This is a genomic window from Streptomyces sp. XY431, from assembly GCF_001279805.1.
GTDB classification, from domain to species: domain Bacteria; phylum Actinomycetota; class Actinomycetes; order Streptomycetales; family Streptomycetaceae; genus Kitasatospora; species Kitasatospora purpeofusca.
In genome coordinates this window covers 62,771-89,046 of record NZ_LGDO01000001.1, presented here as the reverse complement: position 1 = coordinate 89,046, position 26,276 = coordinate 62,771, and the positions used below count along the sequence as shown (strand labels likewise).

20 protein-coding genes are annotated in these 26,276 nt (G+C 71.3%); 10 read left to right on the top strand and 10 right to left on the bottom strand.

The annotated features are described in order from the left end of the window. Positions 1-52: 52 nt before the first annotated feature. From ADK60_RS00375 to dnaB, 3 genes are all read right to left on the bottom strand, one after another. Positions 53-1,264 (bottom strand): acyltransferase family protein, encoded by a 1,212-nt coding sequence (locus ADK60_RS00375; protein ID WP_063782989.1) that lies wholly within the window; start codon positions 1,262-1,264, stop codon positions 53-55. 180 nt (positions 1,265-1,444) lie between these two features. Next, positions 1,445-3,118 carry a hypothetical protein gene (locus ADK60_RS00370; protein WP_159400245.1) on the bottom strand — a complete coding sequence of 558 codons (1,674 nt, stop codon included), beginning with the start codon at positions 3,116-3,118 and terminating at the stop codon, positions 1,445-1,447. Positions 3,119-3,324: 206 nt separating this feature from the next. Further along, positions 3,325-4,812, bottom strand: coding sequence for a replicative DNA helicase (dnaB, locus tag ADK60_RS00365; protein ID WP_045938893.1), 1,488 nt, complete (start codon positions 4,810-4,812; stop codon positions 3,325-3,327). Between the two features lie 596 nt (positions 4,813-5,408). Here dnaB and ADK60_RS00360 point away from each other — a divergent pair. Next, positions 5,409-6,734, top strand: a complete 1,326-nt coding sequence (locus ADK60_RS00360) for an MATE family efflux transporter (RefSeq protein ID WP_107094447.1) — start codon at positions 5,409-5,411, stop codon at positions 6,732-6,734. Positions 6,735-6,861: 127 nt separating this feature from the next. Here ADK60_RS00360 and rplI read toward each other — a convergent pair whose 3' ends face one another. The 4 genes from rplI to rpsF form a co-directional block, all read right to left on the bottom strand. Further along, positions 6,862-7,308: a 50S ribosomal protein L9 gene (gene rplI, locus ADK60_RS00355; RefSeq protein ID WP_030392448.1), complete on the bottom strand. Its 447-nt coding sequence runs from the start codon at positions 7,306-7,308 to the stop codon at positions 6,862-6,864. A 17-nt stretch (positions 7,309-7,325) separates the two neighbouring features. Continuing rightward, a complete protein-coding gene (gene rpsR, locus ADK60_RS00350) occupies positions 7,326-7,562 on the bottom strand; it encodes a 30S ribosomal protein S18 (protein ID WP_030304537.1) in 237 nt (78 codons plus the stop codon). 77 nt (positions 7,563-7,639) lie between these two features. Then, positions 7,640-8,254, bottom strand: coding sequence for a single-stranded DNA-binding protein (locus tag ADK60_RS00345; protein ID WP_045938882.1), 615 nt, complete (start codon positions 8,252-8,254; stop codon positions 7,640-7,642). Between the two features lie 95 nt (positions 8,255-8,349). After that, entirely contained in the window at positions 8,350-8,640 is a 291-nt protein-coding gene (gene rpsF / locus ADK60_RS00340) for a 30S ribosomal protein S6 (RefSeq protein WP_030304539.1), read from the bottom strand. A 299-nt stretch (positions 8,641-8,939) separates the two neighbouring features. On the opposite strand from rpsF, the gene ADK60_RS00335 reads away from it, so the two are divergent. The 3 genes from ADK60_RS00335 (at position 8,940) to ADK60_RS00325 (ending at position 11,692) form a co-directional block, all read left to right on the top strand. Next, a complete protein-coding gene (locus tag ADK60_RS00335; protein ID WP_045938883.1) occupies positions 8,940-9,239 on the top strand; it encodes a hypothetical protein in 300 nt (99 codons plus the stop codon). 241 nt (positions 9,240-9,480) lie between these two features. Next, on the top strand, positions 9,481-10,599 hold the full coding sequence (locus ADK60_RS00330) for a lipid II:glycine glycyltransferase FemX (RefSeq protein WP_053642235.1): 1,119 nt from the start codon (positions 9,481-9,483) through the stop codon (positions 10,597-10,599). Between the two features lie 58 nt (positions 10,600-10,657). Continuing rightward, entirely contained in the window at positions 10,658-11,692 is a 1,035-nt protein-coding gene (locus ADK60_RS00325; protein ID WP_045938885.1) for an alanine racemase, read from the top strand. Positions 11,693-11,720: 28 nt separating this feature from the next. Here the strand turns inward: ADK60_RS00325 and ADK60_RS00320 are convergent, their stop codons facing one another. Continuing rightward, positions 11,721-13,259 carry a glycosyltransferase family 87 protein gene (locus ADK60_RS00320; protein WP_053642232.1) on the bottom strand — a complete coding sequence of 513 codons (1,539 nt, stop codon included), beginning with the start codon at positions 13,257-13,259 and terminating at the stop codon, positions 11,721-11,723. Between the two features lie 190 nt (positions 13,260-13,449). Beyond that, complete coding sequence (locus ADK60_RS47370) at positions 13,450-16,230, bottom strand: transglycosylase domain-containing protein (protein ID WP_063782988.1); 2,781 nt, start codon at positions 16,228-16,230, stop codon at positions 13,450-13,452. Positions 16,231-16,582: 352 nt separating this feature from the next. On the opposite strand from ADK60_RS47370, the gene ADK60_RS00310 reads away from it, so the two are divergent. From ADK60_RS00310 to ADK60_RS00290, 5 genes are all read left to right on the top strand, one after another. Continuing rightward, the gene (locus ADK60_RS00310; protein WP_045938886.1) at positions 16,583-17,281 is read left to right on the top strand and encodes a PadR family transcriptional regulator; all 699 of its coding nucleotides are present in this window, start codon (positions 16,583-16,585) and stop codon (positions 17,279-17,281) included. A 128-nt stretch (positions 17,282-17,409) separates the two neighbouring features. Then, a complete protein-coding gene (locus ADK60_RS00305) occupies positions 17,410-18,492 on the top strand; it encodes an inositol-3-phosphate synthase (RefSeq protein ID WP_045938887.1) in 1,083 nt (360 codons plus the stop codon). Positions 18,493-18,621: 129 nt separating this feature from the next. Then, positions 18,622-19,959: an MFS transporter gene (locus ADK60_RS00300; RefSeq protein ID WP_234370873.1), complete on the top strand. Its 1,338-nt coding sequence runs from the start codon at positions 18,622-18,624 to the stop codon at positions 19,957-19,959. 181 nt (positions 19,960-20,140) lie between these two features. Next, positions 20,141-20,725: an LppU/SCO3897 family protein gene (locus ADK60_RS00295; RefSeq protein WP_053642230.1), complete on the top strand. Its 585-nt coding sequence runs from the start codon at positions 20,141-20,143 to the stop codon at positions 20,723-20,725. Positions 20,726-20,758: 33 nt separating this feature from the next. Next, on the top strand, positions 20,759-21,844 hold the full coding sequence (locus tag ADK60_RS00290; RefSeq protein WP_159400244.1) for an LppU/SCO3897 family protein: 1,086 nt from the start codon (positions 20,759-20,761) through the stop codon (positions 21,842-21,844). Between the two features lie 103 nt (positions 21,845-21,947). On the opposite strand, the gene ADK60_RS00285 is transcribed toward ADK60_RS00290, so the two are convergent. Then, complete coding sequence (locus ADK60_RS00285) at positions 21,948-23,369, bottom strand: CCA tRNA nucleotidyltransferase (RefSeq protein ID WP_045938915.1); 1,422 nt, start codon at positions 23,367-23,369, stop codon at positions 21,948-21,950. Between the two features lie 380 nt (positions 23,370-23,749). Between ADK60_RS00285 and ADK60_RS00280 the strand changes: the two genes are divergently transcribed. Next, the gene (locus ADK60_RS00280) at positions 23,750-26,239 is read left to right on the top strand and encodes a DUF6049 family protein (protein WP_053642226.1); all 2,490 of its coding nucleotides are present in this window, start codon (positions 23,750-23,752) and stop codon (positions 26,237-26,239) included. The last annotated feature ends 37 nt before the right edge of the window (positions 26,240-26,276 follow it).

Below are 26,276 nucleotides of genomic sequence, written 5' to 3'. Positions count from 1 at the left end.
GGCGGAAACCGGGTTCCCCTCAGGAGGGCCGACGGCCGACGGGCGGTCGCGGTCATGCCGAGGGGGCGGGGACAGCAGCCCGGGAAGGCCTTGGCGGACCGACCGCACCCCCACCGTCCTTCCGGGGCAGACCGAGGTTCTTGAGCTTCAGCGCGGGCTTCTCCACCAGGTACCAGGACAGCGCCGCGGCGACGAGGGCCAGCACGACGGAGGCGCCGGTGTAGACGGCGTACCCGTGCCGCTGCACATGCCAGAGGGCCAGGCCCTGCTGGATCGGGAACGCGTAGATGTAGACGCCGTAGGAGAAATCGGCCTTGGCACCGACCTTCGTCAGCGGCCGGGGCATGCAGCAGGCGAGCCAGATCAGCAGGTAGGCGAGGGCCGGCAGTCCGATCAGGTAGAACCCGCCGTACCGGGCGCTCCCCGCCAGAAGGGCGAACGCCAGCAGCGCCGCGATCGCGTTCATCCGCAGGTGCTTCTTGTAGAGCTCGGCGACCGCTCCGAGACCGAACAGCAGGCCCAGCGGCAGGAGCTTGTCCGTGCCGATCTCACCGAGGAAGGGGAACCGCCAGTTCGGGAACCCCGTCGGGATGTAGATGGGCGACCGCAGACCGGGATAGTCGATCGCGAGGTAGACCATGTAGGCGTAGAGGGCGACGACCGTTCCGAGCACGACCCAGCGTGCCCGCCGGAGGATCCCCAGGGCGGCGAGAGCCGCGACCGCCAGGTAGCAGAGCACCTCGTAGGCGAGCGACCAGAGCGAGCCGTTGAATCCGGCGTCGGCGTTGTGCGTCAGCAGTCCGGAGATGCCCGGCTGACCGGTACCTATCGACCAGTTCGCCACGATGTACTGCCAGGGGCCCTGGGGGTGCGACCAGAAGCCGTCCAGCAGGTGTTCCCGACGGGCCACGAGCGGCGCGACGACGAAGGCCGTGACCAGCAGGCAGACCCACAGGCCCGGCAGGATCCGGATGGCCCTGTTCCACAGGAAGCGGGCGGTGCTGAGCCGGGTGCCGCTGCCTGTGATCAGGAAACCGGAGAGCACGAAGAAGCCGGCCACCGCCAGACCACCCAGCTCCACCTGCCCGCCCGACCAGTGCGCCCCGATGCTTCCCCTGCGCACGCCCAGCGGCATGGCGTGGGCGAAGATCACCGACAGGGCGAGCAGGAGCCGCAGCAGACCGAACCCGTTCTCCCGGCCCAGCGCTTCGGACAGGGGCCGGGCACTGAGCACGACTGACCGGAACCGGGATATTCGAGACATGTGGGGGCATTCCTACGGAGCAGTGGGCGGCGACGGTGGGGGCGGGGCCACGGCGAGGACAGTAGCCCATCCGCGGAACCCGGCTTCCCCGGGCCCGCCCGGCCCACCGGGGAGGAACGCGCGGAAGCGCCGGGAGCGGCTCGCGAGGCCGCTCCCGGCCGTTCGGTCACCTGCCGGGGCTCAGAAGTCCAGGTAGAGGCCGAACATGTCGACGACCAGGTCGACGTTGCCGCCGCTGCTGTTCATGAAGTCGATGATCTTGTTGGGGCCGGGGTCCGCCTGGACCAGGTTCGGCACCGTCTCGCCGGCCTTCCAGTTCAGCGTGGAGGCGTTCGGCTTGACGGGCCAGGCGGCGGTGCCGTTGTCGTACTGCTCGTTGCTGTTCGGATCCGGGAAGACCGTCAGGTGGCCGTCGGCCTGGGTGTTGGTCACCGTGGTGTTGAACACGAAGCCGGTGAACTTCCGGTAGCTCGGGCTCAGCCGCAGGTAGGCGTAGTTCTGGCTGAGGATGGAGCCGTCCGGCACGTTCCGGGTGTCCTGCAGACGCTGCGGGGGGACCGGGACGAAGGAACTCCCGCCGTCCCCGTAGTAGCCGACGACGTCCACGATCACGTCCGAGGCGCCCTGGGCCCCGTTGAGCACCTGGATCCGGCCGGACGCGTCCACCGGCACGATCACCGCGTTGGCGATGGTCTGCCCGCGGCGGAAGTTGAGGTTGGAAACGCTCGGCGCCTGGCGGTCGCCGGGGTAGACGGTCAGGTGACCGTCGCTCTGCGGGTCGGTCACGGTGACGTTGAGCGCCACCGCGCGGGCCCCGGCGGGGACGCCCGCCAGACCCGCCGCCTGGACCGGGAAAGAGGTCCATCCGGGCACCTGGCCCAGGTTCGCACCCAGGCCCTCCCGGGTGTCGACCAGCCGGGTCGGACCGACCGCGGTGTAGCCGGCGGACTCGGACTCGTTGAAGTAGCCCGCGACGTCGGCGAGCAGGTCGACGGCGGCGTCGCCGCGGTTGAACAGGGTCACGTAACCGTCGTCGCCGACCGGGACGATGGCCAGGTTGGGAACGGTCTGGCCCGCGGTGTAGTTGACGTTCGAGGTCTCCGGACGGTTTTCGCCGGAGGGGTAGGCGATGATGTGGCCCGCGCCGCCGGACGGGTCGACCACGGTGAGGTTGAGAGCCACCGCGCTCGCCCCCTCCGGGATCCCGCCGTTTCCGTCGATCCTCACCCGGATCTCGCCCCAGGGCTGGACCCGGCCCGCCGGGGCGCCGGTGCCGTCGCGGGTGTCGAGCAGCCGGGTCGGGCCGACGGGGGTGAACTTGTTGCCGGCGGTCGCCGTCGTGACGCTGTTGGTCGAGGCCTCGCCGGCGCCGTCGCGGACAGTGGCCGTGACGGTGTACTGGCCGAGGCTGCTGTAGGTGTGCTCGTGCGCGGCCTCGCCCTTGTCGACCCCGTTGAACCGGTCGGAGGTGCCGTCGCCCCAGTCGATCACCAGGTCGACCGGCACGGTGTCGCTGTTGATCCAGGTCAGCGCCCGGACGCTGTAGGCGCTGATGCCGAAGACGCCCAGGCCGACGGCCAGGCTCTCGTTGGCCTTCGCGGCGGCGGCGCCCTGGGCCTTCGCCGCGGCCTTGCCCTGCTGCCGCACCGAAGCCTCGACGGGGCTACGGACCGTACCGAAGGCGGAGGCGACGATGTCGTCGAGCGGCTCGGCCGGCGTGAGCGCCACGGCCCCCGCGGCCGGGTGGGCCGGAGCCCCCGAGGTACCGGTTCCGGCCGCGACGGCCAGGCCGGGACCGACGACCAGGCTCGTCGCCACGGCGGCGGCGACGATGATGTGACGGTGACTGGGCACCGTACCCCCCATGGGTGTTGTCGAACGAAGCACCGAACAGGTGCTCGCGCAGGCTACTGAAGGACCGCGTACGGAGCAATGGTTTTCCGCCAGTCCCGATCCCTGCGCGGGGGCGTACCGGACAGAACGGTCCGGACCGGCCGCGGGACCGCTCGTGGAGCGGTCCCGCGGTCACTCGCAGTCATCAGTGAGCGTGCGTCGGGAGGTCAGTCCCGGGTCATGTCGACGAAGCGCGAGTAGTGGCCCTGGAAGGCCACGGTGATGGTGGCGGTCGGGCCGTTACGGTGCTTGGCGACGATGAGGTCGGCCTCGCCCGCGCGGGGGGACTCCTTCTCGTAGGCGTCCTCGCGGTGCAGCAGGATGACCATGTCCGCGTCCTGCTCGATCGAGCCGGACTCACGCAGGTCGGAGACCATCGGCCGCTTGTCGGTGCGCTGTTCGGGACCACGGTTCAGCTGGGACAGCGCGATCACCGGCACCTCCAGCTCCTTGGCCAGCAGCTTAAGGTTTCGCGACATGTCGGAGACCTCCTGCTGACGGTTCTCGGCCCGGCGGGAGCCACCGGACTGCATCAGCTGGAGGTAGTCGATGACGACCAGTTTGATGTCGTTGCGCTGCTTGAGCCGGCGGCACTTGGCGCGGATCTCCATCATCGACAGGTTCGGCGAGTCGTCGATGAACAGCGGTGCCTCGCTGACGTCCGGCATCCGGCGGGCGACCCTGGTCCAGTCGTCGTCCGTCATCGAGCCGGAGCGCATGTGGTGCAGCGCCACCCGCGCCTCGGCGGAGAGCAGACGCATGGCGATCTCGTTGCGGCCCATTTCGAGCGAGAAGATCACGCTCGGCAGCTTGTGGTGGATCGAGCAGGCCCGGGCGAAGTCCAGCGCCAGGGTGGACTTGCCCATCGCGGGACGGGCCGCGATGACGATCATCTGGCCGGGGTGGAGCCCGTTGGTGAGCGCGTCGAAGTCGGCGAAGCCGGTCGGGACACCGGACATCTGGCCGTTGCGGGAGCCGATCGACTCGATCTCGTCGAGGGCGCCCTCCATGATGTCGGCGAGCGGAGCGTAGTCCTCGTTGGTGCGCTGCTCGGTGACGGCGTAGATCTCCGCCTGGGCCGCGTTGACGATCTCGTCGACGTCGCCCTCGGCGGCGTAGCCCATGCCCGCGATCCGGGTGCCCGCCTCGACCAGCCGGCGCAGCACCGCGCGCTCGTGCACGATCTGCGCGTAGTACTCGGCGTTGGCGGCGGTCGGGACGGAGTTGACCAGGGTGTGCAGGTAGCCGGGGCCGCCGACCCGCTGGAGTTCGCCGCGCTTGGTCAGCTCACCGGCGACGGTGATCGGGTCGGCCGGCTCGCCGCGCGCGTACAGGTCGAGGATCGCGCCGTGCACCAGCTCGTGCGCGGGGCGGTAGTAGTCGGCGGGCTTGAGCACCTCGACCACGTCGGCGATGGCGTCCTTGGACAGCAGCATGCCGCCGAGGACGGACTGCTCGGCCGCGAGGTCCTGCGGGGGGACCCGCTCGAAGCCCTCCAGACCGCCCTCGCCGGAGCGCTCGTCCTCGCCGCCCTGGCGCCGCTTGCCGTCCCGCTGGAAGCCGCCCGAACCGCCGGAGCCGCCCTTGCCGCCCTTCTGGAAGCCGCCGCCCTGACCCTGGCCCTGGCCGTTGCCGCGGGCGCGCGAGACCGGCAGCCGGTCGCCGGGACCGTCCGGGAAGGGGGCCTCGGCGAAGGCACCGACCGGGAAGGGGTCGTCGGCACCCTGCCAGTCGTCCTCCGGCGGGGGCGGGGCGTCGTGGTCGTCGTACTGGGGGCCGGTCACGCGTGTTCCCCGATCAGCGAGTGGTGCGAGTTGGAGCGGGCCTTGCCGGTGGCGGCCGGGAGGGAGCGGAACCCGACTCCCCGCCACCGCATTTCTACGCCACCGCACCGACAAATCGGACGCCGGGGCGGGTGGGAGTGTCGGCCGGAGGCCCCACGCTAAGGTGCCGGGAGCCTTTCGGCCAAGGCGGTTATCCACAGGGGGTGTGGACGAAAGCCCGATGGCTGTGGAGAAGTACCGCAAACCTGTGGACGCCCCTGTGGAAAGCCCTGTGGATAACCAGACCATCGATCCACCGTCAACTCACTGACCTGCGATTCCCTCCTCCAGTGCCTGTGCATGAGAAATTCTTCACACACAGTCGGGTGGCGGTGGACACAGACCCGGACGGCGCAGTCGCCCAGGCGTACGAGTAAGCTCCGAAATCCCCTGGCACCACTTACCTGTGGATGAGTAGCCTGGACCCCATGACCCTCACCGCCGACCGCCGCCGCCATGACCGGGAGATCCTCGCCCTCGCCGTCCCCGCCTTCGGCGCCCTGGTCGCCGAGCCGCTCTTCCTGATGGCCGACTCCGCCATCGTGGGCCACCTCGGCACGGCCCAGCTGGCCGGTGTCGGCGTCGCCTCGGCCGCCCTCACCACCGCGACCGGGGTGTTCGTCTTCCTCGCCTACGCCACCACCGCCGCGGTGGCCCGCCGGATCGGCGCCGGGGACCGCCGGGCCGCGATCCAGCAGGGCATCGACGGCATCTGGCTGGCCCTGGTGCTCTCCGCCGCCGTGGTCGCGCTGACCCTGCTGCTCGCCCCCCGGGTGGCCGACGCCCTCGGCGCCTCGGCGACCGCCGCCCCGTACGCGGTGACCTATCTGCGGATCAGCGCGCTCGGCATCCCGGCCGTCCTCATGGTGATGGCCGCCACCGGCGTGCTGCGCGGCCTCCAGGACACCAGGACCCCGCTGTACGTCGCCATCGCCGGGTTCGCCGCCAACCTCGGGCTGAACGCCGGCCTGGTCTACGGCGCCGGGCTCGGGGTGGCCGGCTCGGCCTGGGGCACGGTGATCGCCCAGACCGGCATGGCCGCCGTCTATGTGTTCGTGGTGGTGCGCGGGGCCCGCCGGGAGCGGGCCTCGCTGCGGCCGGACGCCGCCGGGATACGCGCGAGCGCCAGGGCCGGCGGGCCGCTGATGGTCCGCACCCTGAGCCTGCGCGCGATCCTGATGATCGCCACCGCGGTGGCCGCCGGGCTCGGTGACAGGCAGATCGCCGCACACCAGATCGCGATGACGGTGCTGCTGTTCATCGCCTTCGCACTGGACTCCATCGCGATCGCCGGGCAGGCCATCATCGGCCGCTACCTGGGGGCCTCGGACGTCCCGGGCACCCGGGCGGCCACCCGGCGGATGATCGAGTGGGGCATCGGCGCCGGAGCGGTGCTGGGCGTGCTGGTCGTGGTCGCCCGGCCGCTGTACGTCCCGCTGTTCACTCCCGACCCGGCGGTGCAGCAGGAGCTGAACACCGTGCTGCTGCTGCTCGCGCTCTGCCAGCCGGTCTCCGGGCTGGTCTACGTCCTGGACGGGGTGCTGATGGGCGCGGGGGACGGCACGTTCCTGGCCTGGGCGATGCTCGCCACGCTGCTCGTGTTCGCCCCGGCCGCGCTCGCGGTGCCGGCCAGCGGCACCGGGCTGGCCGGACTCTGGTGGGCGCTCAACCTCTTCATGCTGGTCCGCGCCGGCTTCCTGGCCGGGCGGGCCCGGGGCGGCAAGTGGCTGGTCACCGGCGCCGTCCGGAGCTGAGCCCCCGGCGCCCTGCGGGGCCGGTAGCCCCGGCCCCGCACCGGACCGGGCCCCCGGAACGACCGAGGGCCGGTCTCCCCCGAGGGGGAGACCGGCCCTGCGGCCACTGCTACGGCGTTGTCGCTGATCAGGCGGCGACGACGGCGATGTCCAGGTTGGCCTGGACGTCCGAGTGCAGCTTGACCGAGACCTTGTGGGTACCCACGGTCTTGATCGGCGAGGCGATCGCGACGGCGCGCTTGTCGACCGCCGGGCCGCCGGCGGCCTTGATGGCCTCGACGACGTCGGCCTGGGTCACCGAGCCGAACAGACGGCCGGCGTCGCCCGAGCGAACGGCCAGCTTGACCTGGACGCCCTCGAGCTTGCCCTTGACCTCGTTGGCGGCCTCGAGGGTCTGGATCTGGTGGATCTTGCGGGCGCGACGGATGGCGTCGACGTCCTTCTGACCACCCTTGGTCCAGCGGATGGCGTAGCCACGCGGGACCAGGTAGTTGCGGGCGTAGCCGTCCTTGACCTCGACGACCTCGCCGGCGGAGCCGAGACCCGGCACCTCGTGAGTGAGGATGATCTTCATTATTCGGTCACCCTCTCTTAGCGCGCGGTGCTGGTGTAGGGCAGCAGCGCCATCTCACGGCTGTTCTTCACGGCCGTGGCGACGTCACGCTGGTGCTGGGTGCAGTTGCCGGTGACCCGGCGGGCACGGATCTTGCCACGGTCGGAGATGAACTTCCGCAGCAGGTTCGTGTCCTTGTAGTCAACGTAGTTGACCTTGTCCTTGCAGAAGACGCAAACCTTCTTCTTCGGCTTGCGAGCAGGCGGCTTCGCCATTGTGTGCTCCATTGGGTTCACGACCGGGCCGGCGTCTCACGACGCCGGGCCCCTGGCCGCACGAAATCTGTCAGCTCTTAGAACGGGGGCTCTTCCGAGAAGCCGCCACCGGACGGGGCACCCCAGCTGCCGCCACCCTGGTTTCCACCAGAGGGAGCGCTGGACGCCCACGGGTCGTCGGAGGGGCCGGACTGGCCACCGGAGTTTCCACCCCAGCCGCCACCCTGCTGGCCGCCACCGCCGCCCCAGTTGCCGCCGCCCTGGCCGCCGCCCTGAGGGCTGCCGCCGAAGCCGCCGCCACCGGGGGCGCCGCCGGGGCCACCGGACCGGTTGGCCCGGGTGACCTTCGCGGTCGCCGAGCGCAGGCTCGGACCGACCTCGTCGACCTCGACCTCGAAGACCGTCCGCTTCTCGCCTTCCTTGGTCTCGTAAGACCGCTGGCGCAGTCGGCCCTGCACGATGACGCGCATGCCGCGCTGCAGCGACTCGGCCACGTTCTCCGCCGGCTGCCGCCAGACGTTGCACGTGAGGAAGAGGCTCTCGCCGTCCTTCCACTCGTTCGTCTGACGGTCGAAGGTGCGGGGGGTGGACGCGATGCGGAACTTCGCGACCGCCGCACCCGACGGGGTGAAGCGCAGCTCGGGGTCGTCGACGAGATTGCCGACGAGGGTGATGACGGTCTCGCCTGCCATGTGGTGATGACCTCTCGGGAAGATGTCCGTTCACCGCTGTTTCACGTGAAACAGCGGACGCGAGCTACCCGAGACCCGAAGGCCTCAGAGGTGGCTCAGTGGGTGTCCGGGCGCAGGACCTTGGTCCGCAGAACCGACTCGCTCAGGCCCATCTGGCGGTCGAGCTCCTTGACGACCTCAGGCGTGGCCTGGAGGTCGATGACCGAGTAGATGCCCTCGGACTGCTTGTTGATCTCGTAGGCCAGACGGCGGCGACCCCAGGTGTCGACCTTCTCGACCTTGCCGCCCGCGTTGCGGACGACAGCCAGGAAGCTCTCGATCAGGGGGGAAACGGCGCGCTCCTCGACCGAGGGGTCGAGGATGACCATCACCTCGTAGTGACGCATGAGTAACCCACCTCCTTTGGACTCAACGGCCACGGTCTCTCCGTGGCAGGAGGGTTGTGCAGCGTCGACACCGGTGCAGTGCCGACTTCGGCCACCGTAGCGGCCGGGTCGGACAGCCCGTCCCCGTTCACCCGAAAGAGGGCAGCGGAGGGCACAGCTACACCAGTGCAGACGACCCACCCTACCCGCACCCGGACGGACGAACAAAACGCATAGGGGTTGTGAGACCGACCCAACCGCCGCAATCTGGACGGAACGGGTTTCCTGCTCGTTCGTCTCCACGCCAGGAGGTGGGACACATGGCCCAGACCGTCCACCGCATGCCCGCCCTCACCCTGAACACCGACGGCCACCCGCACCCGCGCGAGAACACCCTGGTCGGCCTCACCGCCGTCCTGGGCGCGATCGCCTTCATCACCTCGTTCTTCCACAATCTGCATCTGCTGACCTCGTGGACCGGCCTGTTCGGGATCATCACCGGCCTGCTGGGGATGTACATCTCCGTGACCACGGCCGAGCGTTTCGTCCTGATGGTCACGCTCGGCGCCTCGGCGATCGGCTTCTACCTCGGCATCGCCCGCGGCGGGCTGTGGGGCTAGCGCCCACCCCGCAAGGAACCCCCGGCGCCCCCGCGGCGTATCTGTCTTCAACGGACCGGTACGCCGCGGGGGCGCCGCCGTGCCCGCAGCAGACAACCGCAGCAGACGACCCACAGCCGACGGGATCCACCGCGGACGGGACCCGCAGCCGACGGGACCCACGGCCGACAGAACCCCGGACGATAGGGTCAGCCCGAGAACACGGGGCCCACCGCAGCCCGACCGACGAGGAGCACCGAGCATGAGCCTGCGCCTGAGGACGATCACCCGCGAGGAGCACCTCGCCTTCATCAGGAGCCGCGCCTCGGCCAGCCACATGCAGGTGCCGTCCTGGGGCGATGTGAAGGCCGAGTGGCGCACCGAGTCGATCGGCTGGTTCGACCAGAGCAACCAGCTCGTCGGCGCCGGCCTGGTGCTCTACCGCCAGCTGCCCAAGGTCAAGCGCTACCTCGCCTACCTGCCCGAGGGCCCGGTGATCGACTGGTTCGACCGGGACCTCGACCGCTGGCTCCAGCCGATGCTCGCCCACCTGAAGTCCCAGGGCGCCTTCTCGGTGAAGATGGGCCCGCCGGTGGTCATCCGCCGCTGGAACGCCCCGACCATCAAGGAGGCCATCGCCGGCAAGGAGGCGAAGCGCCTGCGCGACATCGAGGCCGACTGGTACGAGCCGCGCGCCTTCGAGGTCGCCGACCGGCTGCGCAAGGCCGGCTGGCTCCAGGGCGAGGACGGCGGCGCCGGCTTCGGCGACGTCCAGCCGCGCTACGTCTTCCAGGTGCCGCTGGCCAACCGCTCGCTGGACGACATCCAGAAGGGCTTCAACCAGCTCTGGCGCCGCAACATCAAGAAGGCCGAGAAGAGCGGCGTCGAGGTGGTCCAGGGCGGCTACGACGAGCTGCCGATCTTCCACCAGCTCTACCTGGTGACCGCCGAGCGCGACAAGTTCACCCCGCGCCCGCTGTCGTACTTCCAGCGCATGTGGAACGCCCTCACCGCCGAGGACCCGAACCGGATGCGCCTGTACATCGCCTACCACGAGGGCGAGCCGCTGGCGGCGACCACGATGCTGGTCGTCGGCGAGCACGTCTGGTACTCCTACGGCGCCTCGGCCAACCACAAGCGCGAGGTCAAGCCGTCCAACGCGATCCAGTGGCGGATGATGCGCGACTCCTACGCACTGGGCGGCGGCGTGTACGACCTCCGCGGCATCTCCGACACCCTGGACGAGAACGACCACCTGTTCGGCCTGATCCAGTTCAAGGTCGGCACCGGCGGCCAGGCCGCCGAGTACCTCGGCGAGTGGGACTTCCCGCTCAACAAGCTGCTGCACAAGGCCCTCGACCTCTACATGTCGCGCCGCTGAGCAGCACCCCGCCGAGCCCCCGAGCCGCCGTGCCCAACACCCCCTGGGAGATGACCCGATGACGCTGTCGCTCTATCTCGACACCGAACGCTGGCGTACCCACCAGCGCTCCGTCCTGGCCGAGTTCCCCGGCCTGGTGCCGGTGGCGAAGGGCAACGGCTACGGACTGGGCAACCACCGCCTGGCCGAGGAGGCGACCCTCCTCGGCACCGGCGTGCTGGCCGTCGGCACCGCCTACGAGGCCGCCGACGCGGCCGACTGGTACGGCGGCGAGCTGCTGGTGCTCACCCCCTACCGGGTGGGCGAGGAGGCGCTCCCGCTGCCGCACGCCCGGGTGATCCGGACGGTGGCGAGCGTGGACGGCCTGCGGGCGCTGCACGGCGCCCGGGTCGTGGTGGAGTGCATGACCACCATGCGCCGGCACGGCGTCTCGGCGGCCGACCTCACGGCGGTCGCCGCCGAGCTGGACGGCGTCGCCTTCGAGGGCCTGGCGCTGCACCTGCCGATGGACCGGCCGGACGGCTCCAGCCCCGTCGACGAGGTCGCGTACTGGGTGGAGACCGCCCGGGCCGCCGGCCTCCCGGTGCACACCGTCTTCGTCAGCCACCTCGGCGCGGCGGGCATGGAGCAGCTCACCCAGCGCTTCCCCGGCACCGTCTTCCGGGCCCGGATCGGCACCCGGCTCTGGCTGGGCGACCACGGCGCGCTGGAGGTCAGGGCCACGGTGCTGGACGTGACCCCGGTCAAGAAGGGCGACCGCTACGGCTACCGCCAGCACCCGGCGCCGGCCGACGGCCACCTGCTGGTGGTCGCCGGCGGCACCGCGCACGGCATCGGCCTGGAGGCACCCAAGTACGTCCAGGGCATGTCCTCGCGGGCCAAGGGCATCGCCCGGGCCGGCCTGGCCACCGTCAACAAGACCAAGTCGCCGTACCACTGGGCGGGCAAGCAGCTCTGGTTCGCCGAGCCGCCGCACATGCAGGTGTCGCTGCTCCTCCTGGACGGCGAGAGCGAGCCGCCGGTGATCGGCGACGAGCTGGGCCTCCAGGTCCGGCACACCACCACGCACTTCGACCGCGTGGTCGACCGCTGAGGACCGGCCCCCGCGGGGGCCGGTCCGGTCAGACCTTCTCGGCCGGCTCCGCGGCGGGCGGCTCCTCCAGCCACGCCTCGGGGCCGGCCGGCGCGTACCCGGCGTAGCTCTCCTCCTCGCGCAGCCGGCGGGCGCTGCCGAGCACGAACACGTCCGGGGCCCCGTCGAGCACCCCGCCGGACGGGTCGTCACTGCCGTCCCAGCGGACCGGGTCGCGGTCCGGCAGCAGGATGTCCCGGACCACCAGGCCCACCAGGTAGAGCGTGCCGAGCAGGTGCAGCACGATCGCGAAGTGGTACCAGGACTCGCCGATCCCGTGCTGCTTGGCGCCGGTGACGAAGCCCAGGTGGGACCAGATGCCCAGGGTGTAGAGCACCTCGCAGGCCTGCCAGATCAGGATGTCCCGCCAGCGCGGCCGGGCCAGTACCGCCAGCGGCAGCAGCCAGAGCACGTACTGCGGCGAGTACACCTTGTTGAGGAGCACGAACGCGGCCACCACCAGGAAGGCCAGCTGGACCACCCTCGGCCGGCGGGGCGCCGCGAGCCCGAGCCACGCTATCCCCGCACAGCTCAGCAGCATCAGGACGGCGATGAAGGTGTCGAGGTTCGCCAGTCCGACGCCGCGGTTCTGCATCAGGATCAGCCACAGCGAGCCGTAGTCCTCGGTGCGGTGCTTGCTGAAGACGTAGAAGGTCGACCAGCCCTGCCAGTTCGCCATCATGATCGGCAGGTTGACCAGCAGCCAGGCGCCGACCGCGCCGCCGAGCAGGGCCCGCAGGTCGCGCCCGCGCCCGGCCCGCCAGCAGAGCACCACCAGTGGGCCGAGCAGCAGCAGCGGGTAGAGCTTGGCCGCGGTGGCGAGCCCGATGAACACACCGGCCCAGAGCGGCCGCGAGCCGGACCACCAGGCGAGTGCCACGGCGGCCAGCGCGACCGCCAGCAGGTCCCAGTTGACGGTGGCGTTGAGCAGCAGCACCGGCGCCAGGGCGAACATCAGCGCGTCCCAGGGGCGGCGCCGGTGGGTGCGGGAGAGCGCGACCACGGCGACCACCGCGCAGGCCATCAGCAGGCCCGCGTTGATGGTCCAGAACCAGCGCTCCTGGTCCTGGAGGGCGCCGCCGCCGGGCGTCAGCCAGGCCGAGACCTGCATGAACAGGCCGGTCAGCACCGGGTACTCGAGGAACTGCAGATCCCCGGAGGTGCCCGGGATCCGGTCCACGTAGGGGTGCAGTCCGGCCGCGAAGCCGCGCCCGGAGAACAGGTGCGGGATGTCGCTGTAACAGGCGTGCACGTACTGCGGCGAGCCGGGCTGGAACCAGGCGGCGTTGTAGCAGGGCAGCTTCTGCGCCATGCCCAGCACCGAGACCACGATCACCACCAGCGCCAGGAAGCGGGCCGGGATCCACCAGGAGACGCCGAGCAGGGCGCGCCGCCCGGGCGGGCCGCCGATCACCTCGCTGCCTGCGGCCGCGACCGGGTCCTCGTCCGCCGGCACCACCACGGTGTTGGCCTGTGGACCGGCCGCCGGCGCGACCCGGTCCTCTTCCTCACGAGTGCTGGACGTCATGGCGGACATCCTGCCGCACCCCGCCCGCCCGTACGAGGAGGACCCTGCCCCTTTTCCCGGGGCCGCGACGGCCGGGGCGGCCCGGGACGGCGGCCCGGGGCCCGGGCACCGGCACGAATCGCTCCGAATACGGCGAAACGGCGGTGGGGGGCTCCGAAGAGCCCCCCACCGCCGTTTCGGTCACCGCGTGCTACGGCGCCACGGCGTTGCCGCTGCCCGGCGAGGGCGAGGTGGACGGCTTCGGCGGCTTGCTGGTCGGGCCGCCGGTCGCGCCGCCCGCCCCGCCGCCCGGGTCCGGGGTCGGCGTGGTCGGCTGGGTCGGCGTGCTGCAGCCGATCGGGCCGAGCAGGCAGCTCGGCGAGGGGCTGGTGCCACCGCCACCGTTGGCGCCGCCGCCACCGGCCGTACCACCGCCGGTCGTGCCGCCGGTGGTGCCACCGCCGGTGGTCGTGCCGCCGGTGGTGCCACCACCGCCGGTCGTCCCGCCGCCCGGGTTCGGGTTGGTCTTGGTCGGACCGGGCTGGGTGGGCACCGTGCCCGGGCAGTCGACGCCCGGAACGCAGGCCGGCCCCTGGGTGACCGGCGGCTGGGTCGGCTGCCCGGCGTTCGGGTCGACCGGGGGAGTCGTCACGGTCTCGGTCGCGGTCGGGGTCGGCACGGCGCTCGCCGTGCTCGGCGCGCCCGAGGAGTCGACCTGCGAGCCGACCGGCTGCGGGGTCGGGAAGTTCAGCTTCTTCTCGTTGGCCAGCGCGGCCTTCATGTACCGGGTGAAGACGTCCGCGGGGACGTCACCACCGTGCACCGAGTCCTTGCCGCCGGTGCCGTTCAGCGAGAGCCGCTCGTGCGCGTTCGGGTCCTCGCGCCACATCGCCACGCTGGTGGCCAGCTGCGGGGTGTAGCCGACCCACCAGGCCGACTTGTTCTCGTCGGTGGTACCGGTCTTGCCGGCCACCGGGCGGCCCAGGGTGTTGGTCTTCTTACCGGTACCGTTCTGCGCCACGTTCACCAGCACGTCGGTGATGTTGTCGGCGACCACCGCCTCCACCGCCTGCTTGGTCTCGTGCTTGCCGAAACCGGCCCGCTCCTTGCCGTCCACCAGGACCTTGGTGACCGAGTAGGGCTCGGCCTGCTTGCCGCTGGCGGCGAAGGTCGCGTAGGCGTCCGCCATCCGGATCGGGCTGACGGTGGAGACGCCGAGCGGGAAGGTCGCCGTCTTCGACTCCTTCTCGATGCTCTCCCTGCGGATGCCCAGCGCCTCGGCGATCTGCATCACGTTCTGGCCGCCGACGTCCTGGTTCAGCTGCACGAAGGGCACGTTGTAGGAGTACTGCATGGCCATCCGCAGCGAGACGTAGCCGCGCTTGCCCTTCTCCTCGTTCTTCTGCCGGTACGGCTTGCCGTCGTCACCGAGCAGCAGCGAGCCGTCCGGCTTGCGGATCTCCGAGAGGTCGTCGGACAGGTAGCGGCTGTCGGCGTTGATCCGCTTGGGCTTGCCCTTGTCGTCGGTCGCGGTCAGCACGCCGGTCTGCATGGCGGTGGCCAGCACGAAGGGCTTGAAGGTCGAGCCGACCTGGACACCCTGGGCGTCGGCGTTGTTGCCGAAGTTCCCGTTCTCGACTCCCTCGCCGCCGTAGATGGCGACGATCGCGCCGTCACCGGGGACGATGCTGGAGGCGCCGAACTGGACGAAGTTGTCGTTGTTCGGGCGCTTCTGGACGTTGAGGGTCTCCGCCTTGACGTCGTCCACGGCCTTCTTCAGGGCGTCGACCTTCTCCTTCTGGAAGGTCGTGTAGATCTTGAAGCCGCCCTTGTCGATCGCCCGCTGGTCGATCGTCGGGTCCTTGACCATGACGTACTTGTTGGCGGTCTCGACCATGTAGCTGATCTGACCGTTCATATTGGCCGAGGGGACCTGCTTGATCGGGGTGGGGAAGGCGGTGCACTTCGCCCGCTCCTCGGCGGTGGTGTTCTTGGTCTCCACCATCCGGTCGAGGATCCACTTCCAGCGCTCCTCGGCGCGGGCCTGGTTGGCCTTGATGGTCGGGTCGTAGTACGACGCGCCCTTGAGCAGGCCGGCCAGCATGGCGCTCTGGCACAGGTCGAGGTCCTTGGCGTTGACGCCGTAGTACGCCTGGGCGGCGGCCTGGGCGCCGGTGGCGCCGCGGCCGAACCAGCTGGTGTTGAGGTAGCCCTTGAGGATGTCGGGCTTCTCGTACTCCTGATTGACCTTCAGGGTGATGAAGAACTCCTTCACCTTGCGGCTGAGAGTCTGCTCCTGGGTCAGGTACGCGTTCTTGACGTACTGCTGGGTGATGGTCGAGGCGCCCTGGGTCTGGCCGCCCTTGGCCATGTTGACGACCGCGCGCAGCATGCCCTTGGGGTCGATGCCGCTGTCCGTGCGGAAGGTCTCGTTCTCCGCCGCGATGACCGCGTTCTGGAGGTTGGGCGAGATGTCGGCCAGCTCGACGATCTGCCGGTTGGTCTCGCCCTTGCGGACCATCTCGGTGCCGTCGGCCCAGTAGTAGATGTTGTTCTGGTCGTTCACCAGGGCGTTCAGCGGCGGGATCTTGGTGCTCTGGTAGACGTAGAAGACCGCCCCCACGCAGACCGCGGCGACGAGCAGCACGGCGCTCAGCCACTGCCGCCAGGAGGGCAGCCAGCGGCGGACGCCCTGCTTGCCGAAGCGCGGGTAGTCGATGAACCGCTTCTTGCCGGGGGCGCCGCCCCGGCCGGCGGCCGCGCCGGCGGCGGAGGCCGTCTCGGCACCGCGACGGCCGCCCTTCTGGGCGGCCTTCCGCATTTCGGCACGGGTCATCCGGGGCTGCTGGGCGGTGTCCCGCGTGCCCGGCGGGCGCCGTCGGCCCAGACCCTCGGAGCCCAGCTCGTCGCGCCCGGCTCCTTCCGACCGTCCGTTGCCGCCGCCCGGCGGGCCACCGTCGCCGCCGGGCGACCTGCGCCGTCGTTCGCTCATCTTCCAGCTACTCCTCGCCAGGCCGGTCGAGCCTGAAGGCAGGGTCCACGTCCGATGCCCGTAACCGCCCTAACCCCGGAGGTGGTCCTCGTGCACACGCGACAGCGTACGCAGCTCCGAATCCGAACTAATCGGGCATCAATCTCCAATAGCCTCAAAACGGCAACAGATCATTACACGCCCGTTGCCAAGCACACCCGCGCGTCGTCTTGTGATCACATTCACGCGCGTCCCCCTTGCCCGTTCGCGGACCCAGGCTTACTGTTCTCGATATATCGAGCCGATACATCGGAACGGCATACCGCCGCTCGAGGCGGGTCGCGGACCGACCGGAGAGGGGAGGACGAAGGCAGTGGGCAGACGCTCAGGAGTGCTGGAGTTCGCCGTTCTCGGACTGCTCCACGACGCCCCGATGCACGGTTACGAGCTGCGCAAGAGGCTCAACGTCCTGCTCGGCTCGTTCCGCGCCTTCTCGTACGGGACGCTCTATCCCTGTCTGAAGAGCCTGGTGGCCCAGGGTTTCCTGGTCGAGGACAACCCGGACGTCGAGTACGTGCCGGCCACCGCGCTCAACGGCAAGCGGTCCAAGATCGTCTACCGGCTGTCCGCCGAGGGCAAGCAGCGTTTCGAGGAGCTGCTCGCCGACGCCGGCCCGGACGCCTGGGAGGACGAGCACTTCGGTGTGCACTTCGCCTTCTTCGGTCAGACCGACCGGGCCGTGCGGATGCGCGTCCTGGAGGGCCGCCGCAGCCGGCTGGAGGAGCGCCTGGAGCGGATGCGCAACTCGCTGGCCCGGGCCCGCGAGCGGTTCGACGACTACACGGTCGAACTGCAGCGGCACGGACTGGAGTCGGTGGAGCGCGAGGTCCGCTGGCTGAACGAGCTGATCGAGACCGAGCGGGCCAACCGCTCCGGCCGGACCGGGGCGCCCGCCGGCGGGACCGGCTCCGCAGTACCCCAGACTTCGGACGGCCGAGGCCAGGAGGACGGGTCCGTGGACCCGCCCGGGCCACCGCACGACCGCCCGGGGCGTTCCGCCCAGGAGCGCTGAGACCGCGTCAGCCCTGTGCCGCGCGGCAGGAGTGGGCGCGTCATGCGCCCGTCAGCAGTCATCGAATAAGCAGGACGAGCACCGCCGACCTTCGGCGGCGCTCATGAGATCACAGGGAGCAACCGGGAATGGGTTCGGTTCGCGTAGCCATCGTGGGCGTGGGCAACTGCGCCACGTCGCTGGTGCAGGGTGTCGAGTACTACAAGGACGCCGACCCGGCCGGCAAGGTCCCCGGGCTGATGCACGTCCAGTTCGGTGACTACCACGTCAGTGACGTGGAGTTCGTCGCCGCCTTCGACGTCGACGCCAAGAAGGTCGGCCAGGACCTCGCGCACGCCATCACGGCGTCCGAGAACAACACCATCAAGATCTGCGACGTGCCCCCGACCGGCATCACGGTCCAGCGCGGCCACACCTTGGACGGCCTGGGCAAGTACTACCGGGAGACCATCGAGGAGTCGGACGAGACCCCGGTCGACGTCGTCCAGGCCCTGAAGGACGCCCAGGTCGACGTCCTGGTCTGCTACCTGCCGGTGGGCTCCGAGGCCGCCGCCAAGTTCTACGCCCAGTGCGCCATCGACGCCAAGGTCGCCTTCGTGAACGCCCTCCCGGTGTTCATCGCCGGCACCAAGGAGTGGGCGGACAAGTTCACCGAGGCCGGTGTGCCGATCGTCGGTGATGACATCAAGTCCCAGGTCGGCGCCACCATCACGCACCGCGTGATGGCGAAGCTGTTCGAGGACCGCGGTGTCGTCCTCGAGCGCACCATGCAGCTGAACGTCGGCGGCAACATGGACTTCAAGAACATGCTCGAGCGCGAGCGCCTGGAGTCCAAGAAGATCTCCAAGACCCAGGCCGTCACCTCGCAGATCCGCGACCGCGAGCTGGGCGCCAACAACGTCCACATCGGTCCCTCGGACTACGTGGCCTGGCTGGACGACCGCAAGTGGGCGTACGTCCGCCTCGAGGGCCGCGCCTTCGGCGACGTCCCGCTGAACCTGGAGTACAAGCTCGAGGTCTGGGACTCCCCGAACTCCGCCGGTGTCATCATCGACGCCGTGCGCGCCGCGAAGATCGCCCTCGACCGCGGCATCGGTGGCCCGATCCTCTCGGCCTCCTCATACTTCATGAAGTCCCCGCCGGTCCAGTACTTCGACGACGAGGCCCGCGAGAACGTCGAGAAGTTCATCAGCGGCGAGGTCGAGCGCTGAGCTCGCCCCACCCCGTGCTGAGTCTTTGAGCACCGAACGGGTCCGCGGTCCACGACCGCGGACCCGTTCACCTTTTCCCGGCGAATGTTTCACGTGAAACACCGCCCTGATCCATGGCACCCTGAGCGGGTGGCGATCACCGAGAACGGCAGTACCCACCGTGCCGCGCACCGCGCCACGCTCTTCGGCCTGCTCCGCGGCCGCGACTTCCGCCGGCTGCTGACCGCCCGGGTGCTGTCCCAGCTCTCCGACGGCGTGTTCCAGGTGTCGCTCGCCGCCTATGTGGTCTTCTCCCCCGAGAAGCAGTCCTCGCCCGCCGACATCGCCTCGATGCTGGCCGTGATGCTGCTGCCGTTCTCCGTGATCGGCCCCTTCGCCGGCGTCCTGCTGGACCGCTGGCGCCGTCGGCAGGTGCTCTACCTGGGCAATCTGGCCCGCTTCGGACTCGGCCTGCTCACCGGCGGGCTGCTCCTGGCCCAGGCGCCGACCTGGCTCTTCTTCGCCTCCGCGCTGCTGGTCACCGCGCTCAACCGGTTCATCCTGGCCGGACTGTCCGCCGCGCTGCCCCGGGTGGTGCGGGCCGAGCAGCTGGTGACCGCCAACGCGCTCTCCCCCACTCTGGGCACCGTCGCGGCGGCCTGCGGCGGCGGCCTGGGCTTCCTGCTGCACCAGGTGATGCCGCCGGGCCCCCGGGCCGACGCCGCCCTGGTGAGCCTGGCCGCGCTGCTCTACCTGTCCGCCGCGCTGGCCGCGCTGCGGATGGACAAGGACCTGCTCGGCCCGGGGAACCACCCCGGCCGACCCGCGATCGGCCAGGCCCTGGCCCAGGCCGCCCGCGAGCTGCGGGCCGCCGTCACCCACCTGGTGCGGGACCGCCGCCCGGCGGCGCACGCGCTGGCCGCCGTGACCGCCGCCCGGTTCTGCTACGGCGTGCTGATCGTCGTCGTGGTGATGCTCGCCCGGTACACCTTCAACGACCCGGCGGACAGCGCGGCCGGTCTGGCCACCCTGGGGCAGGCCGTCGGCCTCTCCGCCGCCGGGTTCTTCATCGCGGCGGTGATCAGCCCCTGGTGCAGCCGCCGGCTCGGGCTGGCCGGCTGGATGACGCTCTGCCTGGCCGCCCCGGTGGTCTTCGTGCCCGCGCTCGGCCTCGGCTTCGACCTGGTGCCCTGTCTGATCGCGGCGCTGCTGCTCGGCGTGGTCACCCAGGGCACCAAGATCTGCGCCGACACCGTGGTGCAGGAATCGGTCGAGGACGAGTTCCGGGGCCGGATCTTCGCCATCTACGACGTGCTCTTCAACGTCGCCTTCGTGGCCGCCGCCCTGGTGACCGCACTGGTGCTGCCGCTCTCCGGCCGCTCGGTCACGGTCGTGGCCGGCGTCTCCCTGGTGTACGCGGCCTCGGCCGCGCTCTACCTGCGCGCGGCCCGCCGCACCGGCCCGCTCCCCGGCGACCCGGCCCGCTGACCACGGGCGTCCGCCCGGGCGGCCCCTGCGCCCCGGCGGCGTCGTCGCGAGTCGCTAAGGTACGTCAGATCTGTCGCAGCAGCAGCACTCTGTCTCGGGGGACAATCTGATGAGCACACCACCCAGTCCGTACGGACCGCCTCCTGGCTACGGCGCCGCGCCGCAGCCCTACGGTCCCCCGGTGCCCCAGCCGTACGGCCAGCCCCAGCCGGTGCCCGCGGGCTACAGCGCACCGCCGCCCCCGCCCGGCTACGGCTACCCCGCGGCGCCGCAGGCGGCCCAGCCCTACCCGCAGCCCGTCCAGCCGCAGGGCCCCTACCCGCCCGCGCCGTACCCGCAGGCCCCGCAGGCGCCCGGTCCCTACGGACCGCCCTCGCCGCACGGCTACCCGCCGGCGGCGCCGCAGCCCGGACCGGCCGCCAAGGGCCGCGGCAAGGCCCGGCTGAAGGCGGTCGGACTGGTCCTGGGTGTGATCGCCCTCATCGTCGGCTACTTCGTCACCGGCCCCAGCGTCAGCAGCGCCAAGGCCGGCGACTGCGTCAAGGCCTCCGGCTCGCGCGACGTCTCGGTGGTCAAGTGCACCGACAGCAAGGCGAACTACAAGGTGCTCGCCAAGTTCGAGTCCACCACCGACACCAGCAGGTGCCGCGAGAGCGCGGGCACCACCAGCACCGTCTCGGGCAAGAGCGGCCGCCGCTGGAACAAGAAGCGCTACGTGCTCTGCCTCGGCCCGCTCGCCGGCGTCCCGCCGGTCAAGAAGTCCTGACCGTCCGCCACCTGAATTCCCCGGGGGATCCCCTTGTCCGTTCCGCCCCAGATGCCGTACGGCTCGCCGCCGCCCGCCGACGGCGCCAACCCGTACGCCACCGGCAACCCGTACGCCGGCGCGCCGGCCCCGCAGCCGGCGGGCGCACCGCCCCCGGCCGGCTACGGCTACCCGGCCGCACCGCCGCCGGCCGCACCCGGCTACGGCGCGCCCGCCCAGGCCCCGCCGGGGGGCTACGCCTACCCGCCGCAGGCCGGGGGCTATCCCGCGCCGGCCGGCTACGCCGCCCCGCACGGCGGTCCGGTGTGCCGGTTCTGCGGCGGTTTCCCGGCCGTCGAGACCACCGTCCGGGGCCACCAGGGCATCATCATCATCATGCGGTTCCTGAAGCAGCCGGGACCGTTCTGCCGCACCTGCGGCACCGCCGTGGTCCGCGACATGTCCGCCCGCACCCTGGTGCAGGGCTGGTGGAGCTACCTCTCCGGCATCTTCACCGTGGTCACCCTGCTGCGGAACCTCGCCGCCCACAACAAGATCAAGGACCTGCCGCCGCCGGCGCCCGGCACCCACGGGCCGCAGCTGGACCCGGGCGTGCCGCTCACCAAGCGGCCGCACATCTTCATGCTGCTGCTGCCGGTGCTCGGGATCGGCTCGTGGATCGTCCTGATCGCCACCGGCGCGCTCTTCGCCTCCACCAAGCACGACACCTCCCACCGCCCGCTGGTGATGCCCTCGGTGACCGTGCCGACCTTCCCCTCGCCGACCTTCCCGTCCATCCCGGCGGCGACGGTGCCCGCGGCGACGGCGCCGGCGGTGCCGGTGCCGACGATCACCCTGCCGACGCCGTCCGCCACCAAGGTGGCCAGCGACATCGACACCGCCAAGGCCGGCGACTGCCTGCGCAACGAGAACGGCACCAGCGCCACCCACGACGCCAGCCCGCGGATCACCATGCTGCCCTGCGGCGACCCGAAGGCCCAGTACAAGGTGCTCAAGAAGGTCTACGGGACCAGCGACAACGACAAGGCCTGCGAGAACGTCACCGGCGCCGAGAGCACCTACACCCGTGAGTCCAGCACGGAGGCGCTCAGCTTCGTGCTCTGCCTGAAGAAGCTCTGAGCCCGGGCGCGGGCCCGTACCCGGGCCCGCGCCGACCGGCCCGCGCACGGACGAGGGGTGGCCCCGGGAGAACCCGGGACCACCCCTCGCGGCACTGTGTGCCCTACTGCTGGGCGGCCCACCAGTCGCGCAGCGCGGCGACCGCCGCGTCGTGCTCCATCGGGCCGTGCTCCAGCCGCAGCTCCAGCATGTGCTTGTACGCCTTGCCGACCGCGGGGCCGGGCTTGAGGCCGAGCAGCTCCATGATCTGGTTGCCGTCCAGCGCGGGGCGGACGGCGTCCAGCTCCTCCTGCTCCCTGAGCTCCTCGATCCGGCTCTCCAGGCCGTCGTAGGTGCGGGAGAGCGCGGCCGCCTTCTTCCGGTTCCGGGTGGTGCAGTCCGAGCGGGTCAGCTTGTGCAGCCGCTCCAGCAGCGGGCCGGCGTCGGTGACGTAGCGGCGCACCGCCGAGTCGGTCCACTCGCCGCCGCCGTAGCCGTGGAAGCGCAGGTGCAGCTCGACCAGCCGCGAGACGTCCTCGGTGAGCTCCTTGGAGTACTTCAGGTCGCGCATCCGCTTGCGGGTCATCTTGGCGCCCACCACCTCGTGGTGGTGGAAGGAGACCCGGCCGTCCTGCTCGAAGCGGCGGGTGCGGGGCTTGCCGATGTCGTGCAGCAGCGCGGCCAGTCGCAGGGTGAGGTCGGGCCCGTCCTGCTCCAGGTCGACGGCCTGCTCCAGGACGGTCAGCGAGTGCTCGTAGACGTCCTTGTGGCGGTGGTGCTCGTCCCGCTCCAGGCGCAGCGCCGGCAGCTCCGGGAGGACGTGGTCGGCCAGGCCGGTGTCGACCAGCAGTCGCAGGCCCTTGACCGGGTGCGCGGCCAGCAGCAGCTTGTTCAGCTCGGCCTGCACCCGCTCGGCGGAGACGATGGTGATCCGCTCGGCCATCGCGGTCATCGCCGCGACCACCTCGGGGGCCGGCTCGAAGTCCAGCTGGGCGGCGAACCGGGCGGCCCGCATCATCCGCAGCGGGTCGTCGGAGAAGGACTCCTCGGGCGTGGCGGGGGTGCGCAGCACCCGGGCCTCCAGGTCGTCCAGACCGCGGTGCGGGTCGACGAAGCCCCGGCCGGGCAGGTCGACGGCCATCGCGTTGACCGTGAAGTCGCGGCGGACCAGGTCCTGCTCGATGGTGTCGCCGTAGCTCACCTCGGGCTTGCGGGAGGTGCGGTCGTACGCCTCGGAGCGGTAGGTGGTGATCTCGATCAGGAAGGAACCCTCCGGGGTGTCCTTGCGCGCGCCGACGGTGCCGAAGGCGATGCCGACGTCCCAGACCGCGTCGGCCCAGCCCTTGACCAGCTTCAGCACCTGTTGCGGACGCGCGTCGGTGGTGAAGTCCAGGTCGTTGCCGAGCCGGCCCAGCAGGGCGTCCCGGACCGAGCCGCCGACCAGTGCGAGCCGGTGACCGGCCGCCTGGAAGCGCCGGGCGATCTCGTCGGCGACCGGGGAGACCCGCAGCAGTTCCTGCAGACCCAGGGTCTGCGCCTCGCTCAGGCCGGGGACGACCTGGACGGCGGAACTGGAATGATGGGCGCCGGTCGGGTGGGCGGTGGGCTCATTGGCAGTGGACACGGCTCACAAGGGTACGTGGCCCGGCGGCCCGGTCGCCCGCGTGTTTCCACCGGCTCACTCCCCGGCCCGCAACACCGCACCCCTCACCACATCGTTACCATGCCGGTGGAACGAGTCCGGATGCACCGAGCACGGGCCGCGGTGCCGTGCGCCGCCACGGCCACCGAGGCACCGGACCGCCGCATTTTCTTCACGGCTGATCCTCACGGCATCCCACGGCCGACGGAACATCCGCAGCAGCACGGCAGCAGCAGCAGCGATCGAGAACGGCGAGGGCGAACCCGTGAGCGAGGGCGAACCGCGTGAGTGAGCCGGCACGGCACCCCGGTCCGGCGCCGGACGGGCGCCCCGGGCGGGTCCTGGGACGAACCGTCCGGCGGCTGGCGGGCGCGCTCGGCGCCGCGCTGGTGCTCGCCTCGGCGCTGCCCGGCGGCTCCGCCGACGCGGCCCCGGCCGGGGGGACCAGGCCGGTCGCCGACACGGCGGTCAGCGCCGAGCTCCCGGTGACCATGACCATCGAGTCGGTGAACAAGCCGGTCGCCGTCCCGGGCGGCACCGTGACCATCACCGGGCACGTCACCAACGCCGGCAGGTCGGTGCTGAAGTCCGCGCACGCGGCCGTCCGCCGGCCCTGGCCGAGCAAGCCGCTCACCACCCGCAGCGAACTCGCCTCGGTGTCCTCGCGGAGCGTCCCGCTCAACGCGGACGGCATCTCGATGGACAGCCCGCAGTACGCCCTCAACGAGCTCGGCCCCGGCCAGAGCCAGCCGTACACCCTCAGCGTCGCCGTCGCCGACCTGCAGTTCTCCGGCGAGGGCGTGTACGAGCTGGCGGTGGACGTCTGGGGCACGACCGCCGACAACCAGCGCGACCGGCCGCTGGGCATCGCCCGCAGCTTCCTGCCCTACAACCCGTCCCCGGCCGACGCCCAGCCGTCCAAGGTGACCACCCTCTGGCCGCTGGTGCACGCGCCGGTGCTGGCCGCGCAGACCCTCTCCGAGAACGACCAGACCGTCCCGGTGCTCCGGGACGACAGCCTGGCCGCCGAGTTCGCCCCCGGCGGCCGGCTGTACGCGCTGGTCGACACGGGCGCCGCGCTGACCGGGCTGACCTGGGTGGTGGACCCGGACCTGCTGGACACCGCGTTCGCGATGACCAAGCGCTACGTGGTGCAGAAGCCGGGCACCGAGGGCAACGCGGCCAAGGACGACAACACCGTCCCCGGCACCGGCACCGCCGCCGCCACCGCCTGGCTGGAGAAGCTGCGGGCCGCCGTGGCCAAGCCGGGCAGCCAGGTGGTGGCGCTGCCGTACGCCGATCCCGACCTCGCCTCGATCGCGCACAACGCCCCCGAGCTGGAGGGCATCGACACCGCGCTCAGCAAGGCGGCCACGGCCGGTCGGCTGACCGTCGAGGGCCGGCTGTCGGTGGACACCCGGGCCGATGTCGCCTGGCCCTACCGGGGCTACCTGGACCAGCGGATCGCCGCCGTCGCCCAGCGCACCGGCAACAGCCTGGTGCTGGTGAACGGCGCGGGCATGCCCGAGTCCGACGCGCTGAAGTACACCCCCTCGGCCGCCCGGCCGATCGGCAACGGGCAGACCGCGGTGGTCGCCGACCAGCTGATCTCCTCGCTGTTCGAGGACGGGCTCACGACCCAGGAGGAGCAGAGCCGGGCCGTCCAGCGGTTCCTCGCCGAGACCTTCGTGATCTCCCGCCAGGAGCCGCAGAACCCGCGCGGCCTGCTGGTGATGCCGCCGCGCGATCTCGGTGCCGATGCCGCCAAGGTGCTCGCGAGCGCCCTCCAGGCGGCCCAGGACGGCAAGTGGGTGGAGCCGGTCAAGCTGGACGCCCTCGCCCAGCTGCCGCCGGACCCCAGGGCGAGCGCGGCCGTCCCCGGCCCCGCCGACTACCCGGCCCGGGCCCGCGACTCGGAGCTGTCCGCCTTCGATCTGACCACCACCACCCGGATCCAGACCGACCTGGACACGCTGATGCGGGTGCTGACCCTGCCGCAGCGCGTGCGCGGCCCGTTCAGCGCGGCCATGGTCCGCTCGCTGTCAACCGAGTGGCGCACCGAGGGCTCGGCCGGGGCCGACTACCGGGAGGGCGTGAAGCGCTACCTCAAGGAGCTGACCGGCGCGGTGAAGGTGCCGCCGAAGCGGGAGATCACCTTCGCGGGCGACACCGGAGTGCTCCAGGTCAGCGTCCGCAACGACCTGACCCAGACGGTCACCAACCTCAAGCTGGTCCTCACCCCGGCCCAGCCCAACCGGCTCCGGGTCGAGCTGCCGACCGAGGAACTGGTGCTGCCCGCCTCGCAGAGCGTCACCCTGCGCTTCCCCGCCGAGGCGAAGAACAACGGGCCGGTGAGCATGACCGCCCAGCTCTACACCACCGGGCCGAACCCGCAGAAGTACGGCGAACCGGTGACCTTCACCGTCCAGGTCACCTCGGTGACCAACGGGGTGCTCTACGTCTTCGGCGGCGCCGCGCTGCTGCTCCTGCTCGCCGCGCTGCGGTTCGTCCGCCAGCGCAAGCGGCGGGTGGCGCACGGCGACGAGGGCGACGCGCCGCTCGCCCCGCAGGACGGCGGGACCGGCCCGGACGACACCGACGGCCCGGGCCGGGGCGAAGGCGGGGACGGCCCCGGGACCGCCGCCGACGCCGCCGACGCAGACCGCCCGGCCGGCCCGGAGCGGCCGGAACAGGACGGAGCGGCGCGGACACCGCGCGGCAGCAGCGCGGATGGCCGGGATCGGGCCACCAGTGATGAGAAGGTTGGTCCTTGACAGCGCCGATACCGCCCGACTCCGGAGCGGCCTCCCC